The sequence below is a fragment of the Streptomyces sp. NPDC088252 genome (assembly GCF_044740965.1).
GTDB lineage: Bacteria > Actinomycetota > Actinomycetes > Streptomycetales > Streptomycetaceae > Streptomyces.
Genome location: NZ_JBIURS010000015.1, coordinates 57,654 through 73,598, shown reverse-complemented (window position 1 = coordinate 73,598; position 15,945 = coordinate 57,654). Strand labels below are relative to the sequence as shown.

The following is a 15,945-nucleotide window of genomic DNA, read 5'->3' as shown; positions in this document are numbered from 1 at the left end:
TCGGCCTCAGCCCTTGATCGGGGTGAACAGGTCGAGCCAGTACAGGACGTTGAGGAGGATGCCGCCGACGATCACCGCGGCGGGAGCGGCGGCCATCTTCACGACCGGCCGGCCCATCGCCTCGTTCAGCAGGTAGAGCCCGCCGACGACGAGGATGCCGAGCCCGCCGCCCATGGCGTTGGCGGCCATCAGCGAGCCGAAGAGGATCGCGAGCTGCAGGGTGTCGCCGATCGCGCTGCGCAGGTGCTCCGAGGAGTCACGGACGCTGGGCAGCTTGCCGAGAAGCTTGCCGATGTACGAGAGGGCCAGGACCTCGGCGGCGAAGACGACGGCACCGACGACCGCTGCCAGGAACGGGTTCGGCATCAGATAGCCGATGGGGTACACCAGGGTGAATCCCGCGATGCCGTACGCGCCGGACGCGAGCGCGGTCGTCGCGATCAGCGGGATGAAGCCGAAGACCCGGTAGAAGTCGACCTGGGCGGCCTCGGAGTACTGCCCCTTGGCGATCAGGAAGCTGGTCGCCTCGCCGCCGCCGAATATGTGCATCTGGGCCAGCACGCAGACTCCGGCGCCGAGCACCATGAACAGCGGGAGGTACTGGCGCAGGCGGGCCGCGCTGGCGCTGAAGAGCGAGGCCATCGGGTCGTCCTCCAGGACGGCCTCGGTGACACCCGCGGCCCGGTCGGCCTTGCGCTGCTTCATGTCCTGGGCGACGGCCAGGGCGATCAGCATCAGCACACCGACGGCCATGGCCAGCGCCCCGGCGAACATCTTCGGCCAGACCTTCATGGTCATGACCACCAGAGCGAGTTCCAGGACTCCGGCGACGGCGCCCCACTTGCGGCCGAACTGCTTGGTGATGGCGAGCACCGGGAACAGCGTGAAGAGGAAGAGGATCGGCGTCGACATCTGCTGCATGGCGGTGATGAAGTCGACGGGCAGGTCGTGCGCGACGTTGTTGGCGCCGTTCAGTCCGAAGACGACGACGGCCCCCCAGGCGCCGCCGAGGATCGGCGCGAGCCACTTCTTCGGTGCCAGCATGCCGAGGATGTCGGTGGGCAGGAAGACGAGCCACGGGTTGAGCACGCCGGTGGAGAGAGCCATCGGGGCGCCGAGCCCGAAGATGAACCCGGCGGAGAGGCCGAAGGAGACCGCCGTCGTCGCGCTGCGGGTGGTGCGCCCCTGGATGAAGTCCAGCAGGAACGGACGTACGCCGTCGTTGAAGACGGCCAGAGCCATGTGCGAGATGTACGCGGTCAGCGCGCACAGGGCTATCACGGTCAGTTGCTGCGCCAGCGTGAAATCAAGGCTGGTGCCGGCGGCGAGTGTGGTGCTCACGAGTCACTCCTTCGTGCCCGGGACGGGGGAGGGGCGGCCGGATCAGCCGCGGGCGGCGATGGCGCGCGCCATGAGGGGGGCGATGGCGTCGATCTGGTCCATGGAGAAGCCGAAGACCTTCTTGCCGTCGGCGATCAGGGCGGTGATCTCCTCCTCGGTGGGCACGCTGCGGCCGAAGGTGTGGCAGGCGGCGCTGCCCATGAGGCCGACGAGGACCCCGAGGGAGGCACCGGCGCCCGTGTGGCAGGTGCCGAGGTAGTAGTCGGCCTGTCCGACGCGGAGCTTCATCGCGGCATCCATGTCGCTGGAGGTGACGACGTCGAGGGAGTCGATGCCGAGCTCGGCGATGGCCTGGGCGACCTCGACCTTGCCGACTCCACCGGTGAGGATCTTCGTCATTTCTGTCTCTTCTCTCTGTGCGTCTGTTTCCGCGTGCCGGGACGTGTCCGTTCCGCGGGCCGGGGCCGGTCAGGAAGTGGGGGCGGCCGGTGACTGCTGGGCCAGGACGGCGAGGTGCATGCCGAGGAAGTTGACCTCCGAGTCGGGGAGCGCGGCGCCGAGCTCCCGCTCCGCCCGCGCGGACACGGCGCGGGCGCGTTCGACCGCGGCGGGGTGTCCGGCCAGCTCGGCGGCGACCTGGTCGTCGGTGAGGAACTGCTCGATCGGTTCCCCGTCCAGGAGCCGGGTGAGCGCCATCATCAGATGGCTGGTCAGCATGCCCGCGGTCGCTTCGGTGACCGTGCGGCCGTCGGCTTCGAGGGCGGTCAGCTCGGCGGTGACGAAGTCGGCCACTTCGGGCCGGACCTGACCGCCTTCGCGGAAGAGCTGGATCCGCAGTGCGAGCTGGTCGTCCATGGTGATCCTCCTAAAATCAACAGTAACCAGGATTCTGTATTTTCAGGCCGGTGAGTGTTCCGGACGAGCGAGATGTCCGTCACTCGCCGGTCAGTACGAGGGCATGCGCTCGCCCCGCAGTACTTCGCTCTGCAGTCGGGTCACCAGGGACAGGTCGAGCGCGTCCCGGACCGCGGCGAGCGCCTTCGTCCCCTCGGTCCGTCCGATGACGGCCGCACTGGAGTTGCGCAGCGACAGCTCGCGGGTGACCTCGTCGCCGAGCGGGAGCACGTCGACGCCCGGCCCGATCCGGTCCTGCGCCTCGTCCAGGTTCCAGACGGTGGCGTCGACCTCGTCGCGGGCGAAGAGATCGCGCAGCTGCATGTACGAGGCCTCCAGCCACTCGATGTCGTCCCGGCCGGCGAAGACCCGCTCCACGAGCATCCGCAGATCCTCGGACGCGTGGTCGACGGCCACCCGCAGCCCGGGGGAGTCCAGGTCGACGCCGTGTCGCACCAGCATCCCGTGCGCGCCGACGTAGGTGGCGGGGCCGAGATCGGCGACGAGTTCCACCGGGTGCTCGGCGATCAGCTGGTCGGCCGCGAAGCGGGACAGGATGACGAGGTCGACCTTGCCCTCCAGCAGTGCGGCCGTACGGGCTCCGGCGCCACGCATGAACGTGATCGCGAACGGGGCGCCCGCCTCCTCGAAGGCGCTGCGCAGCCCGGTCGCCAGCCCTTCGTACCTGCGCGAGTACGGGAGCGGCATCGCGGCGAGCAGTGTGCCGAGCCCGGACAGCCGCCAGAGGACGGAGCGGTCGGACCGGACGAGGAAGGTGCCGAGATGGCCGCGGGCCGTCGTCTCGATCGCGCCGGAATCCTCCAGCAGCTGCAAGGCCGCCTGAACGGTCCCGTTTCCGCAGCCCAGTTCCTCGGCGAAGTCGCGCACGCGGGGCAGGCGGGTGTCCGGCTCATGGTTGAGCAGCAGGACGGCGAGCTGCCGGGCGGCGAGGCCGTTTCGAGTGAGGAAGCGGTCATCGAAGGCGTTCACGAATCAAACAGTAAACAGGATTCTGGATATTGCCAAGGAATTCACCCGGACGACCTTGTTTCCCCCTCTGGGCCCACTGGAGAGGTCCACAGGGGGCTTGGTGTCGTTTTCTCATCTAATGTCACGATTGATGGCTGTCGGAAGAGGAGCTCGCGTGACCAACCCCGTACCTCCCCGCGATCGAACCGACCAGCCGTGGCGCTCCGAGGGCGCCCCACCACCCCCGCCGACGGGCCGGAAGATGCCCGGAGGCTGGGGCGGGATGCTGCTGACCGCGCTCGCCGTCTACTTGATCGCCAATCTGGTGCTGTCCTTCTTCAACGGGGAGGAGGAGCGGACGATCGCGTACACGGAGTTCAGCAAGCAGGTCACCTCGGGCAATGTCTCCAAGATCTACTCCAAGGGCGACGCCATCGAGGGGCAGCTCAAGAAGGAGGCGAAGGTTCCGGGAAGCGACAAGACGTACACCAAGTTCGTCACTCAGCGGCCGGCCTTCGCGGACGACAACCTCTGGGCCGAGCTGGTCAAGGACGATGTCACCGTCACCGCCGAGCCGGTCGTCCAGCAGCGCAGCTTCCTGGCCAATCTGCTGATCTCGCTGGCCCCCATGCTGCTGCTCGTCCTGCTCTGGGTGTTCATCGCCCGGCGGATGGCCAGGGGCATGGGTGGCGGGATGGGCGGCTTCGGGCGCAAGGCGCCGCCCAAGCCCGTCGAACTGGAGGGCGCCAAGCGCACCACCTTCCAGGACGTGGCCGGGATCGACGAGGTCGAGGGCGAACTCAACGATGTCGTGGACTTCCTGAAGAACCCGCAGGCCTATCGGAGGATGGGCGCCCGGATGCCCGGCGGAGTCCTCCTCGCGGGACCTCCCGGAACCGGCAAGACCCTGCTCGCGCGGGCCGTCGCCGGCGAGGCCGGAGTGCCGTTCTTCTCGGCCTCGGCCTCCGAGTTCATCGAGATGATCGTCGGCGTCGGTGCGAGCCGGGTACGGGAACTCTTCGCGGAGGCGCGCAAGGTCGCACCCGCCATCATCTTCATCGACGAGATCGACACCATCGGCCGGGCCCGCGGTGGCGGCTCCGGCATGGGCGGTCACGACGAACGCGAGCAGACGCTCAACCAGATCCTCACCGAGATGGACGGTTTCTCCGGTTCGGAAGGGGTCGTCGTCCTCGCCGCCACCAACCGCGCCGACGTCCTCGACCCCGCCCTCACCAGGCCCGGCCGCTTCGACCGGACCGTCCAGGTCAGCCCGCCGGACAGGAGCGGCCGGGAGGCGATCCTGGAGATCCACACCCGGCAGATCCCGCTCGCCGAGGACGTGAACCTGGCCCAGGTGGCCGGCACGACCCCCGGAATGACCGGCGCCGATCTCGCCAACCTGGCCAATGAGGCCGCGCTGCTCGCCGTCAAGCGCCGGCAGTCCGAGGTGAGCCAGTCCGATCTCTCGGACGCCCTGGAGAAGGTCCAGCTCGGAGCGGAACGCTCGCTGATCATGTCGGACGAGGAGCGCCACAGGACCGCGTACCACGAGAGCGGGCACGCCCTGCTCGGGATGGTCCAGCCGGGCGCCGATCCGGTCCGCAAGGTCACCATCGTCCCGCGCGGCCGGGCCCTGGGCGTCACCCTCTCGACTCCGGACGCCGACAAGTACGCCTACACCGAGGAGTACCTGCGCGGCCGCATCATCGGCGCGCTCGGCGGGATGGCCGCCGAACAGGTGGTCTTCGACGTGATCACCACGGGTGCGGAGAGCGACCTGGAGCAGGTCACCAACCTGGCCCGCGGCATGGTCGGCCGCTGGGGCATGAGCCACAAGGTGGGCAGGCTGACCGCGATCCCGGGCGACGCCCAGCAGGCGTACGGCCTGTCGGCCGCCCCCGCGACGCTCGACGCGGTGGACGGCGAGATGCGGCGGATCGTCGACGAGTGCTACGAGGCGGCGTGTCGGCTCCTGCGCGAGAACCGGGACCGGCTGGATTCGCTGGCCGCGGCCCTGCTGGAGCACGAGACGCTGGACGAGGCCGCGGCCTACCGGGCGGCCGGTATCACCCGTCTGGCCAAGTAGTGGCCGCCCTGCCCCGTGCGCGCACGGGGCTCACGTGCCGTACCGCAGGACCACGATCACGTGGTGCACACGAGATAGCGGAAGACGTTCGGCATCCAGATCGTGCCGTCGCGGCGCCGGTGCGGATGCAGGGCCTGCGCGACCTCCTTCTCCACCTGGGCCCGGTCCGTCACCCGTACCGCCGCGTCGAAGAGCCGCGTCGACAGCAGCCCCCGCACCGCGCTGTCCATGTCCGCGTACCCGAACGGGCACGCCACCCGTCCGGAGCCGTCCGGTTTCAGACCGGCCCGGAACGCCACTTCCTCCAGGTCGTCCCGGCGCGCCACGCGCCAGCCGTCCGTGCGGGGCGTCGGCGCCCCGTCGGAGAGCCGGTCCGCCACCCGCAGCACCGGCGCCGTCGCACACCGCTCCGGCGGACCCCACCCGGTCAGCACCACCGTGCCGCCGCGGGCGGCCAGCGGCACGGCGGACCGCAGCGCGGACACCAGCCCTTCCGCGTCCCCGGACGAGCAGCCGATCGGGGTGAACGCGGTGAGCAGGTTGTACGGCGTTCCGTCGGCCGGGGCGGCCTCGGACGGATCACCGTCGAGGAGCCGGCGATGCCCGGCCCCGGTTCCGGCCTCGTTCCCCGGGTCGGGCAGCAGTCGGGCCCGCGCGAGTGCCAGCCGGTCGGGGTCGGTGTCGACGCCCGTGACGCGGGCCCCCCGGCCGGCCGCGATCAGCAGCGCGAGACCGGAGCCGCAGCCGAGGGAGAGCAGCCGGGTGCCGGTTCCCACTTCGAGCCGCTCGTACACCGCTTCGTACAGCGGTGCGAGCATCCGCTCCTGGATCTCGGCCCAGTCCCGGGCACGGGTGTCGGGATCCACCGGGGTGGCCGTGTCCGCGTGGCTGTGGTGCCGGACGAGCGTAGGTGTCATGGAAGCGCTCCAATCCGCCGAGAGGTCGGTCGTGTCCGATCGGTCGTGCCCCGAGTGGATGCTCCCCCCTCTGCGTGTGCGCCCGTTCCCCCCCGTATGTCAGAGAACTGCGCATCGGCCCCCGCGTCCAGGGGCCCGACGGCAATGACCGGGTGCTCGGCCGGTGCACCCGAGGGGACGGACCGCGGCAGCGGGGCCCGTCGTTCCGTGTGGTGTGCTGTGTCGCCGTACGATGCGCGCCATGGCAAAGGCACCCGTTCTCACGCCCCAGGCCGAGGACTTTCCCCGCTGGTACCAGGATCTGATCAACAAGGCCGAACTCGCGGACAACGGTCCGGTGCGCGGCACCATGGTCATCCGGCCGTACGGATACGGCCTGTGGGAGCGGATGCAGCAGGAGATGGATGCCCGGATCAAAAAGGCGGGCGCCCGGAACGCCTACTTCCCGCTCTTCATCCCCCAGTCTTACCTGACACGCGAAGCCGAGCACGTCGAGGGCTTCGCACCGGAGCTCGCGATCGTGACCCACGGAGGCGGAAAAGAGCTCGAAGAGCCCGTGGTGGTGCGGCCGACGTCCGAAACGATCATCAATGAGTACTTCTCGAAATGGGTGCGGAGCTACCGGGATCTGCCGCTGCTGATCAACCAGTGGGCGAACGTGGTGCGCTGGGAGATGCGGCCGCGGGTCTTTCTCCGCACGACGGAATTCCTCTGGCAGGAGGGCCACACCGCCCACGCCACCTACGAGGAGGCCCGGGAGTACGCCGCGTACATCCAGCGGGACGTCTACGCGGATTTCATGATCAATGTCCTGGGCATCGATGTGGTCCTGGGCCGCAAGACCCCGGCCGAGCGGTTCGCCGGCGCCGTCAACACCCTGACGCTCGAAGGCATGATGCGGGACGGCAAGGCCCTGCAGATGGGTACGAGCCACGAGCTGGGCACCAATTTCGCCAAGGCCTTCCACACCGGCTACCTGTCCAGGGAGGGCAGGCGGGAACTCGTCTGGCAGACCTCGTGGGGCTCGTCGACCCGTATGGTCGGCGGTCTGATCATGGCGCACGGCGACGACCACGGCCTCCGGGTGCCGCCGCGGCTCGCCCCTGTCCAGGCGGTCGTCCTCGCGGTCAAGGAGGACGAGGCGGTGCTGACCGCGGCCCGGTCCGTCGGGGAGCGGCTGAACGCCGCGGGGATCAGGACCGAGGTCGACGACCGCACCGACACCCCGTTCGGCCGTCGCACGGTCGACTGGGAACTGAAGGGCGTGCCGGTACGGATCGAGATCGGCCCGCGCGATCTGGAGCAGGGCACCGCGATGCTGGCCAGGCGCGTCCCCGGCGGGAAGGAGCCGGTGGCGATCGAGGCGCTGCCCACGCTCCTTCCGGCGATCCTGGAGGAGGACCAGGCCACGCTGCTGCGCGAGTCCCGCGACCGGCGCGAGTCGTCCACCACCGAGGCCGCCTCCGTCGAGGAGGCCGCGGAGGTGGCGGCAGGGGGCGGCTGGGCACGTATCGCCTGGTCGGCCCTCGGCCCGGCGGGGGAGGCCCGGCTCGCGGAACGGGGGGTCTCGGTGCGGTGCCTGGTCGCGGAGGACGGGTCGGTGCCGGATTCGGACGACGCCCCCGGTAATGTCGCGCTGGTGGCCCGCGCCTACTGACGCCCGGCCCGCCCACCGGGCCGTGTCGGTACCCCGGCCTACGACGGTTGACTACGCGTCCGGGCGTACGGGGTGCTACGTACCGGCTTGGTGCGAGCTGTGAGACTTCTCCACAGATCTGCGCACCCGCCCTCGTCAGGACGCATCAACGGCAACTGACTGGTACGTGCAAATTATTTGGGATGGCCCGGAATCGGAACACCGGGGCACTCGCGCTCGTTGTCACGACGTGAGCACGACACCACCTGTACTTGCCGCAGAGCTGGCGCAGGCGTGGGCCGACATTCAGCGGTACCACCCCGAGCTGCCGGATCTAGCCGCGCCCGAGTCCCTGATCGGAGAGTCCTCGTCCGCCTGTGGCGCCGAACTCTCCTTCGAGCGACTGCTGCATGAGGCAGTCCATGGCATCGCCGCCGCGAGAGGTGTCCGCGACACCTCGCGGGCCGGCCGCTACCACAACCGTCGATTCCTCGCGATCGCCGAGGAGCTGGGCCTCGACCATGCCGAGGAGCCCCATCCCAGCAGTGGCTTCTCCCTGGTCACGCTCAACCCCGAGGCCAAGCGCAGGTACCGGCCGACGATCGAGCGGCTGCAGCGCGCCCTCAAGGCGCACACGGTCGCCACCGCCGCCGACACCAAGCGTTCCTTCCGCGGGCCGGCCGCCCGGCACGGTTCCTCCGGCGGAGGCGTCCGCGTCAAGGCCGTCTGCGACTGCGGACGCAATGTGCGGGTCGTCCCGTCGGTCCTGGCGCAGGCGCCGATCGTCTGCGGCGGCTGCGGAAAGCCGTTCCGCATCCCGGAAGCCGCGGTCGCGGTGGGGTGACCCGATGCGGTGTGGCACAATGGCTAGCTGTACTCGACAGTCGCACAGGACCCCTCTCTCCTCCGGCTGACGCGTCCATCGGGCACCCGAGTACCGCAACCCCACGTGGCATCTTCGTTGTGCCCAACCACGTCATAGACCAGGAGACACCACTTCCGTGGCAGTCAAGATCAAGCTGAAGCGTCTGGGCAAGATCCGTTCGCCTCACTACCGCATCGTCGTCGCCGACTCCCGTACCCGCCGTGACGGCCGGGCCATCGAGGAGATCGGCCTGTACCACCCGGTGCAGAACCCCTCGCGCATCGAGGTCAACTCGGAGCGTGCGCAGTACTGGCTGTCCGTCGGTGCCCAGCCGACCGAGCCGGTTCTCGCGATCCTGAAGCTCACCGGTGACTGGCAGGCCCACAAGGGTCTCCCGGCCCCCGCGCCGCTGCTGCAGCCGGAGCCCAAGGCGGACAAGCGCGCCCTGTTCGAGGCCCTGGCCAAGGACGGCGGCGAGGAGTCCAAGGGCGAGGCCATCACGCAGAAGTCGAAGAAGTCCGACAAGAAGGCGGACGAGGCTGCTGACGCGGCTGCGGCCGCCGAGTCGACCGAGGCCTGAGCATGCTCGAGGAGGCTCTCGAGCACCTCGTGAAGGGCATCGTCGACAACCCCGACGAAGTGCAGGTCGCCTCGCGCAACCTGCGCCGTGGTCGCGTGCTTGAGGTCCGGGTCCACCCCGACGACCTCGGCAAGGTGATCGGCCGCAACGGCCGCACCGCGCGCGCACTGCGTACCGTCGTGGGCGCCATCGGCGGCCGTGGCATCCGCGTCGACCTCGTCGATGTGGATCAGGTTCGCTGACAGAGTTGAACACCGGCACGGGCCGGGGAGGGCCAAGCGCCCGCCCCGGCCCGTCGTCGTATGACAGGAGAGACACAAGGTGCAGTTGGTAGTCGCGCGGATCGGCCGTGCCCACGGCATCAAGGGCGAGGTCACCGTCGAGGTGCGTACGGACGAGCCCGAGCTGCGGCTCGCGCCCGGAGCCGTACTCGCCACCGAACCGGCCGGCGCCGGACCGCTCACGATCGAGACCGGCCGGGTGCACAGCGGACGGCTGCTGCTCCGGTTCGAGGGCGTACGCGACCGTACGGCTGCCGAGGCCCTGCGCAACACACTTCTGATCGCCGAGGTCGACCCGGCGGAACTCCCCGAGGACCCCGAGGAGTTCTACGACCATCAGCTCATGGACCTCGACGTGGTCCTGGCCGACGGCACCGGAATCGGCCGGATCACGGAGATCACACATCTGCCGTCCCAGGACCTCTTCATCGTGGAGCGGCCGGACGGCAGCGAGGTGATGATCCCGTTCGTCGAGGAGATCGTCACCGAGATCGATCTTGCGGAGCAGCGCGCGGTGATCGCCCCGCCGCCCGGACTGATCGACGAGAGCCAGGCCGTGATCGCCTCCTCGCGCGACGAAGAGGGCGACACGGACGGGACGCCCGAGTCCGGGAAGGACGTCTGATGCGCCTCGACGTCGTCACGATCTTCCCGGAGTACCTGGAACCGCTGAACGTCTCGCTCGTCGGCAAGGCCCGCGCGCGCGGTCGCCTCGATGTGCACGTCCACGATCTGCGGGACTGGACGTACGACCGGCACAACACGGTCGACGACACCCCGTACGGCGGCGGCCCCGGCATGGTCATGAAGACCGAGCCGTGGGGCGAGGCGCTGGACGACGCCCTGGCGGGCGGGTACGAGGCCGGAGCGCACTCCCCGGTGCTCGTGGTCCCCACACCCAGTGGCCGTCCGTTCACCCAGGAACTCGCCGTCGAGCTCTCCGAACGGCCGTGGCTGGTCTTCACTCCGGCCCGCTACGAGGGCATCGACCGCCGGGTGATGGACGAGTACGCGACCCGGATGCCGGTCGTCGAGGTGTCCATCGGTGACTACGTGCTGGCCGGCGGGGAAGCCGCGGTGCTGGTGATCACCGAAGCCGTGGCCCGGCTGCTGCCCGGCGTGCTCGGGAACGCCGAGTCGCACCGGGACGACTCCTTCGCCCCCGGCGAGATGGCCAATCTCCTGGAGGGGCCCGTCTACACCAAGCCGCCCGAGTGGCGCGGCCGGGGCATCCCGGACGTCCTGCTCAGCGGTCACCACGGGAAGATCGCACGCTGGCGGCGGGACGAGGCGTTCCGTCGTACGGCACTCAACCGGCCCGATCTCATCGAACGCTGCGAGGCGAGCGGCTTCGACAAGAAGGACCGCGAGATCCTCTCCATCCTCGGCTGGTCACCGGAGCCCGGGGGCCGATTTTGGCGCAGGCCCGAGGCCGTGGAAGAATAGGCCGCTGCTGTACGTCCGACGTGCGCCCCTGCCACAGGGGGAAGCGACCGCCGTGTTCTCCATGTGCATGGGGAACGGTCCCGACGCCCGTCCGGCGCGATCAGCGCCTCCAGCTCCTCACTACCTCCCGTCGATGACCTGTGGCATCGGCGAAGAAAGCAGACAACATGGCTTCCCTGCTCGACGACGTCAACGCCGCATCGCTGCGTACCGACGTCCCGGCGTTCCGCCCCGGTGACACCGTCAACGTCCACGTGCGAGTGATCGAGGGCAACCGCTCCCGTATCCAGCAGTTCAAGGGCGTGGTCATCCGCCGCCAGGGCTCCGGCGTCAGCGAGACCTTCACGGTCCGCAAGGTCTCCTTCAGCGTCGGCGTGGAGCGCACCTTCCCGGTGCACAGCCCGATCTTCGAGAAGATCGAGCTCGTCACCCGCGGTGACGTCCGTCGCGCCAAGCTGTACTACCTCCGTGAGCTGCGCGGCAAGGCCGCGAAGATCAAGGAGAAGCGCGACAACTGAGCTAGCTCCCAGGTCCACAGGACGGCCGGATAAGCTCTGGCCCCGATGGACACGGAAGCCAAGCCCTCGGAGCGCGACCGCTCCTCCGCACCCGCAACAGGGTCGGAGGAGGGGTCGCGCTTCTCGCGTATCCCGGACCGGCTGACCGCCTCGCTGTCGTGGCGGCGGACCGCCGCGCTCGGCGCGGTCTGCGCGGTCTTCGTACTGCTGCTCAGCGCCTTCGTGGTGCAGCCCTTCCTGATTCCCAGCGGCTCGATGGAGTCCACCCTGCGGGTGGGGGACAGGGTGCTGGTGAACAAATTGGCGTACCGTTTCGGCTCCGTGCCGCAGCGCGGCGACGTGGTGGTCTTCGACGGCGCCGGCTCCTTCGTGCAGGAGGCGCCGCGGGAGAATCCCGTCACCGGACTGCTGCACGGCGCGGCAGCGTCCCTCGGCCTGGTGAGGCCCGCCGAGACCGACTACGTGAAGCGGGTGGTGGGTGTGGGCGGCGACCGGGTGGTCTGCTGCGACAGGCGCGGGAGGATCGAGGTGAACGGCCGTCCCGTCGACGAGGACTACCTGTATCCGGGAGACGTGCCGTCCCGGGTGCGCTTCGACATCGTCGTCCCCGACGGCACGCTGTGGATGATGGGCGACCACCGCAGCAATTCCCGCGACTCGCGCGACCACCTGGGAGAACCGGGCGGCGGCATGGTCCCGGTGGACCGGGTGATCGGCCGGGTGGACTGGATCGGCTGGCCGCTGGGCCGGCTGGGCCCGCTGCCGGACAGCGCCGCCTTCGCCGGGGTGCGGGCGCCGGGCCGGGCCCATGGGTAGCCGCGGGCGGCGGGACGGCGGGGCCGACCCGGAGATACCGCTGTCGGCCGGCACCGGGCCGACGGCCGCGCGCTCACTGCCGACCAGGGCGGAGCGGCGCAGACTGGCACGCAAGGTCAGACGGCGGCGGCGCGGCTCGGCCGTGCGGGAGATCCCGCTGCTCATCATCGTGGCGCTGCTGATCGCGCTCGTGCTCAAGACCTTCCTGGTGCAGGCGTTCGTGATCCCGTCGGGATCGATGGAACAGACCATCCGGATCGGCGACCGGGTGCTCGTGGACAAGCTGACGCCCTGGTTCGGGTCCAGGCCCGAGCGCGGCGACGTCGTCGTCTTCAAGGACCCGGGGAACTGGCTGAACCAGGAGAACGCTGGCAAGAAGGACTCGCCCGTCGTCGTCAAGCAGGTGAAGGAAGCGCTGACGTTCATCGGGCTGCTGCCCTCCGACGACGAGCAGGATCTGATCAAGCGGGTGGTCGCGGTCGGCGGCGACACGGTGAAGTGCTGTGACAAGGACGGCCGGATCACCGTCAACGGCGTGCCGCTCGACGAGCCGTATCTGCACCCCGGCAATCCGCCCTCCCTCATCAAATTCGAGGTAAAGGTTCCGGCCGGACGGATCTTCGTGATGGGCGACCACCGGTCCAATTCGGCCGATTCGCGCTACCACCTGGACGAGCCCGAGCACGGCACGGTCTCCGAGGACGAGGTCGTGGGACGGGCCGTGGTCATCGCCTGGCCCTTCGGCCACTGGCGAAAACTGGAGGAACCGGCGACATTCGACTCGGTCCCTGACGCGCGCGCCGGGACGGCTGCTGGGTCGGGCCCGTCGAATAGTGTGTCGTCCAAGGATCCCAATGGAATGATCCCTCTCCCGACCCCTGCGGAACTCCCGCTCGTTATGGGAGTGGTGGGCCTGCACCGGCTAGGGCGCGGGCGGTGGCACGGAGTAAGGAGTGGATGTGGGGGATTTGGCGGTCGGCGCGCGATCCGGACACGGGGAACCCGAGGACCGGCCGGGCAATCCGGAGAATGTCGAGTCCGCCGGAACGGCGGCGGACGGCGCGGGGAGTGACGGCGACTCCCCGGGCGGTGGTGATTCGGCTCTGAAGAAGCCGCGCTCCTTCTGGAAGGAGCTGCCTCTGCTCATCGGTATCGCGTTGGTTCTCGCGCTGCTGATCAAGACGTTTCTGGTGCAGGCATTCTCGATCCCCTCGGACTCGATGCAGAACACCCTGCAGCGGGGCGACCGGGTGCTGGTCGACAAGCTGACACCGTGGTTCGGCGCGGAGCCCAAGCGCGGCGAGGTCGTGGTCTTCCACGACCCGGGCGGCTGGCTGGAGAGCACCCAGACGAGCAATCCGAATGTGGTGCAGAAGTTCCTCAGCTTCATCGGGCTGATGCCGTCCGCCGAGGAGAAGGACCTGATCAAGCGGGTCATCGCGGTCGGCGGCGACACGGTGGAGTGCAAGAAGGACGGCCCGGTCGTGGTCAACGGCAAGGCACTGGACGACAAGTCGTTCATCTTCCCGGGGAACACGCCCTGCAATGACGAGCCGTTCGGGCCGATCAATGTGCCCGAGGGGCGCATCTGGGTGATGGGCGACCACCGCCAGAACTCCCTCGACTCCCGCTACCACCAGGGGCTGCCGGGCGGCGGCACGGTCTCCAACAAGGAGGTCGTCGGCCGGGCCATCGTCGTGGCGTGGCCGATCAACCGCTGGGCGACCCTGCCGGTCCCGAAGACCTTCGACCAGCCGGGAATCAACGCGGCGATGGGTCTGGCCCCCGGAGCACTCGGTGTAGCCGGTGCGGTGCCCCTCGTGATGTGGCGTCGCAAGAGGCTGACCAGCGGACGTACCGCCGGGTAGGGTGCCGACTCGGATCAGCGATTGTCGATCTCCGAGGTGGGGGACGCTGGGATGAGTGGAACAGGACGTACGGGTGACGGCCACGGTCGGCTCGGCAGCAGACTGTCGGGGCTGGCCGTGGCCGTCGGCTGTGTGCTCTTCCTCGGCGGCTTCGCCTGGGCGGCCGTGGTGTACAAGCCGTACACCGTGCCGACCGAGTCGATGACACCGACGGTGCACGCCGGCGACCGGGTGCTCGCGGAGCGGATCGACGGCAGCGAGGTGCGACGCGGCGACGTGGTGGTCTTCACCGATCCGACGTGGGGCGACATGCCGATGGTGAAGCGGGTGGTGGGGATCGGCGGCGACACGATCGCCTGCTGCGACAAGGGCCGGCTCGCGGTCAACGGCAAACCCATTGAGGAACCGTATCTGCACACGAAGAACCTCGCCTCGATGACCGACTTCACGGCGGATGTGCCCAAGGGACAGCTCTTCCTGCTCGGGGACGAACGCAGCGCTTCGCTGGACTCGCGGGTCCATCTGGACGACCCGGGACAGGGATCCGTGCCGCGCAGCGCGGTCCAGGCCAGGGTGGACGCCGTCGCCTGGCCGCTGAACGGCATGATCGGGCGACCGCAGGCCTTCGCCTCCCTCCCCGGCGGGGTGTCGTCGCCCGGACCGCTGAGGCTGCAGCTCGGTGCCGTGGCGGTGGGTGCGGTGCTCATCCTCGGCGGAGCGGCGTACGGTCCGCTCAAGACATGGTCCGCGCGGTCGGCACGGAAGAAGAGCGAACGGGTGACCACCGGTGCGCACTGAGAAACGGAAGGTCGCCCGTGTGGTGCTGCTGGACTCCGACGACCGCATTCTCCTGATGCACGGGTTCGAACCGGAGGACCCTGCGAGCACCTGGTGGTTCACCCCCGGTGGCGGTCTGGAGGGCGACGAGACCCGGGAACAGGCCGCGCTGCGCGAACTCGCCGAGGAAACCGGGATCACCGACGTCGAGCTGGGCCCGCTGCTCTGGCAGCGGATGTGCTCGTTCCCCTTCGACGGCCGCCGCTGGGACCAGGACGAGTGGTACTACCTGGCACGTACGACACAGACCGCCACCGACACGCGCGGTCTGACCGGGCTGGAGCAGCGCAGCGTCGCGGGCCTGAGGTGGTGGACCTCCGCCGAACTGTCGGCGGCGCGTGAGACGGTGTACCCGACCAGGCTCGCCGAGCTGCTGCGCACGCTGCTCGCCGAGGGGCCTCCGAGTACGCCAATGGTTCTGGCCCCCGAAATCGCCTAAGCGCCCGGGGGTGCCCGGGTCTGGCGCACAATGGGGGCACGCACGGCTGAAGGGGAACATGCCAATGAGCGCCGAGGACCTCGAAAAGTACGAGACCGAGATGGAGCTGAAGCTCTACCGGGAGTACCGAGATGTCGTCGGTCTGTTCAAATACGTGATCGAGACCGAACGGCGCTTCTACCTCACCAACGACTACGAGATGCAGGTGCACTCGGTTCAGGGCGAGGTGTTCTTCGAAGTATCCATGGCGGACGCCTGGGTCTGGGACATGTACCGGCCCGCACGCTTCGTCAAGCAGGTACGGGTATTGACGTTCAAGGACGTCAACATCGAGGAGCTCAACAAGAGCGATCTCGAACTTCCGGGCGGCTGAGCCCCGCATTCCGGAGGGTGATTCCCACTCCCGGGTGGCTGGGTTATCCACAATCGCGGACTTGTCCACCAAGATC

General features: G+C 69.2%; 19 protein-coding genes. 14 read left to right on the top strand and 5 right to left on the bottom strand.

Features of this window, described 5'->3' with window-relative positions; translation table 11 throughout:
• Positions 1 to 6: 6 nt before the first annotated feature.
• From ACIOHC_RS27645 to yhfZ, 4 genes are all read right to left on the bottom strand, one after another.
• A complete protein-coding gene (locus tag ACIOHC_RS27645) occupies positions 7 to 1,341 on the bottom strand; it encodes a YhfT family protein (RefSeq protein ID WP_401844355.1) in 1,335 nt (444 codons plus the stop codon).
• 42 nt (positions 1,342 to 1,383) lie between these two features.
• Positions 1,384 to 1,740: a DUF2620 domain-containing protein gene (locus ACIOHC_RS27640; protein WP_351083089.1), complete on the bottom strand. Its 357-nt coding sequence runs from the start codon at positions 1,738 to 1,740 to the stop codon at positions 1,384 to 1,386.
• 69 nt (positions 1,741 to 1,809) lie between these two features.
• Positions 1,810 to 2,196 (bottom strand): PRD domain-containing protein, encoded by a 387-nt coding sequence (locus tag ACIOHC_RS27635; RefSeq protein ID WP_351083090.1) that lies wholly within the window; start codon positions 2,194 to 2,196, stop codon positions 1,810 to 1,812.
• A 90-nt stretch (positions 2,197 to 2,286) separates the two neighbouring features.
• On the bottom strand, positions 2,287 to 3,225 hold the full coding sequence (gene yhfZ, locus ACIOHC_RS27630) for a GntR family transcriptional regulator YhfZ (RefSeq protein ID WP_351083092.1): 939 nt from the start codon (positions 3,223 to 3,225) through the stop codon (positions 2,287 to 2,289).
• Between the two features lie 154 nt (positions 3,226 to 3,379).
• Between yhfZ and ftsH the strand changes: the two genes are divergently transcribed.
• On the top strand, positions 3,380 to 5,293 hold the full coding sequence (ftsH, locus tag ACIOHC_RS27625; protein WP_401844352.1) for an ATP-dependent zinc metalloprotease FtsH: 1,914 nt from the start codon (positions 3,380 to 3,382) through the stop codon (positions 5,291 to 5,293).
• A 56-nt stretch (positions 5,294 to 5,349) separates the two neighbouring features.
• On the opposite strand, the gene ACIOHC_RS27620 is transcribed toward ftsH, so the two are convergent.
• Positions 5,350 to 6,210: a methyltransferase domain-containing protein gene (locus ACIOHC_RS27620; protein WP_365691392.1), complete on the bottom strand. Its 861-nt coding sequence runs from the start codon at positions 6,208 to 6,210 to the stop codon at positions 5,350 to 5,352.
• A 241-nt stretch (positions 6,211 to 6,451) separates the two neighbouring features.
• Between ACIOHC_RS27620 and proS the strand changes: the two genes are divergently transcribed.
• The 13 genes from proS (at position 6,452) to ACIOHC_RS27555 (ending at position 15,869) form a co-directional block, all read left to right on the top strand.
• Complete coding sequence (gene proS, locus ACIOHC_RS27615; protein WP_389636657.1) at positions 6,452 to 7,867, top strand: proline--tRNA ligase; 1,416 nt, start codon at positions 6,452 to 6,454, stop codon at positions 7,865 to 7,867.
• Between the two features lie 229 nt (positions 7,868 to 8,096).
• Entirely contained in the window at positions 8,097 to 8,690 is a 594-nt protein-coding gene (locus ACIOHC_RS27610) for a hypothetical protein (RefSeq protein WP_030928573.1), read from the top strand.
• A 157-nt stretch (positions 8,691 to 8,847) separates the two neighbouring features.
• Positions 8,848 to 9,291, top strand: a complete 444-nt coding sequence (rpsP, locus tag ACIOHC_RS27605; protein WP_351083101.1) for a 30S ribosomal protein S16 — start codon at positions 8,848 to 8,850, stop codon at positions 9,289 to 9,291.
• A gap of 2 nt (positions 9,292 to 9,293) precedes the next feature.
• The gene (locus ACIOHC_RS27600; RefSeq protein ID WP_020868149.1) at positions 9,294 to 9,533 is read left to right on the top strand and encodes an RNA-binding protein; all 240 of its coding nucleotides are present in this window, start codon (positions 9,294 to 9,296) and stop codon (positions 9,531 to 9,533) included.
• Between the two features lie 79 nt (positions 9,534 to 9,612).
• A complete protein-coding gene (rimM, locus tag ACIOHC_RS27595; RefSeq protein WP_351083104.1) occupies positions 9,613 to 10,197 on the top strand; it encodes a ribosome maturation factor RimM in 585 nt (194 codons plus the stop codon).
• A complete protein-coding gene (gene trmD, locus ACIOHC_RS27590; RefSeq protein ID WP_351083106.1) occupies positions 10,197 to 11,018 on the top strand; it encodes a tRNA (guanosine(37)-N1)-methyltransferase TrmD in 822 nt (273 codons plus the stop codon). The genes rimM and trmD overlap by 1 nt, the downstream gene beginning before the upstream one ends.
• Positions 11,019 to 11,185: 167 nt before the next feature.
• On the top strand, positions 11,186 to 11,536 hold the full coding sequence (gene rplS / locus ACIOHC_RS27585; RefSeq protein WP_351083108.1) for a 50S ribosomal protein L19: 351 nt from the start codon (positions 11,186 to 11,188) through the stop codon (positions 11,534 to 11,536).
• Positions 11,537 to 11,581: 45 nt separating this feature from the next.
• Positions 11,582 to 12,352 carry a signal peptidase I gene (lepB, locus tag ACIOHC_RS27580; RefSeq protein WP_351083110.1) on the top strand — a complete coding sequence of 257 codons (771 nt, stop codon included), beginning with the start codon at positions 11,582 to 11,584 and terminating at the stop codon, positions 12,350 to 12,352.
• Entirely contained in the window at positions 12,345 to 13,424 is a 1,080-nt protein-coding gene (lepB, locus tag ACIOHC_RS27575) for a signal peptidase I (protein ID WP_365691390.1), read from the top strand. The genes lepB (ACIOHC_RS27580) and lepB (ACIOHC_RS27575) overlap by 8 nt, the downstream gene beginning before the upstream one ends.
• Entirely contained in the window at positions 13,321 to 14,220 is a 900-nt protein-coding gene (lepB, locus tag ACIOHC_RS27570) for a signal peptidase I (protein WP_351083150.1), read from the top strand. The genes lepB (ACIOHC_RS27575) and lepB (ACIOHC_RS27570) overlap by 104 nt, the downstream gene beginning before the upstream one ends.
• 51 nt (positions 14,221 to 14,271) lie before the next feature.
• Positions 14,272 to 15,018, top strand: coding sequence for a signal peptidase I (gene lepB / locus ACIOHC_RS27565; RefSeq protein ID WP_351083115.1), 747 nt, complete (start codon positions 14,272 to 14,274; stop codon positions 15,016 to 15,018).
• Positions 15,008 to 15,496, top strand: a complete 489-nt coding sequence (locus ACIOHC_RS27560) for an NUDIX hydrolase (RefSeq protein WP_401844349.1) — start codon at positions 15,008 to 15,010, stop codon at positions 15,494 to 15,496. The genes lepB (ACIOHC_RS27565) and ACIOHC_RS27560 overlap by 11 nt, the downstream gene beginning before the upstream one ends.
• 64 nt (positions 15,497 to 15,560) lie before the next feature.
• The gene (locus ACIOHC_RS27555; protein ID WP_003965949.1) at positions 15,561 to 15,869 is read left to right on the top strand and encodes a DUF2469 domain-containing protein; all 309 of its coding nucleotides are present in this window, start codon (positions 15,561 to 15,563) and stop codon (positions 15,867 to 15,869) included.
• Positions 15,870 to 15,945: the final 76 nt, after the last annotated feature.

Excerpts from the sequence above, each read along its gene's own strand:
- rplS (WP_351083108.1), top strand. The coding sequence starts at position 11,186 with ATGGCTTCCCTGCTCGACGACGTCAACGCCGCATCGCTGCGTACCGAC.
- lepB (WP_351083115.1), top strand. The coding sequence starts at position 14,272 with ATGAGTGGAACAGGACGTACGGGTGACGGCCACGGTCGGCTCGGCAGC.
- ACIOHC_RS27640 (WP_351083089.1), bottom strand. The coding sequence starts at position 1,740 with ATGACGAAGATCCTCACCGGTGGAGTCGGCAAGGTCGAGGTCGCCCAG.
- ACIOHC_RS27555 (WP_003965949.1), top strand. The coding sequence starts at position 15,561 with ATGAGCGCCGAGGACCTCGAAAAGTACGAGACCGAGATGGAGCTGAAG.
- lepB (WP_365691390.1), top strand. The coding sequence starts at position 12,345 with ATGGGTAGCCGCGGGCGGCGGGACGGCGGGGCCGACCCGGAGATACCG.
- proS (WP_389636657.1), top strand. The coding sequence starts at position 6,452 with ATGGCAAAGGCACCCGTTCTCACGCCCCAGGCCGAGGACTTTCCCCGC.
- lepB (WP_351083110.1), top strand. The coding sequence starts at position 11,582 with ATGGACACGGAAGCCAAGCCCTCGGAGCGCGACCGCTCCTCCGCACCC.
- ACIOHC_RS27600 (WP_020868149.1), top strand. The coding sequence starts at position 9,294 with ATGCTCGAGGAGGCTCTCGAGCACCTCGTGAAGGGCATCGTCGACAAC.
- ACIOHC_RS27620 (WP_365691392.1), bottom strand. The coding sequence starts at position 6,210 with ATGACACCTACGCTCGTCCGGCACCACAGCCACGCGGACACGGCCACC.
- trmD (WP_351083106.1), top strand. The coding sequence starts at position 10,197 with ATGCGCCTCGACGTCGTCACGATCTTCCCGGAGTACCTGGAACCGCTG.
- ACIOHC_RS27635 (WP_351083090.1), bottom strand. The coding sequence starts at position 2,196 with ATGGACGACCAGCTCGCACTGCGGATCCAGCTCTTCCGCGAAGGCGGT.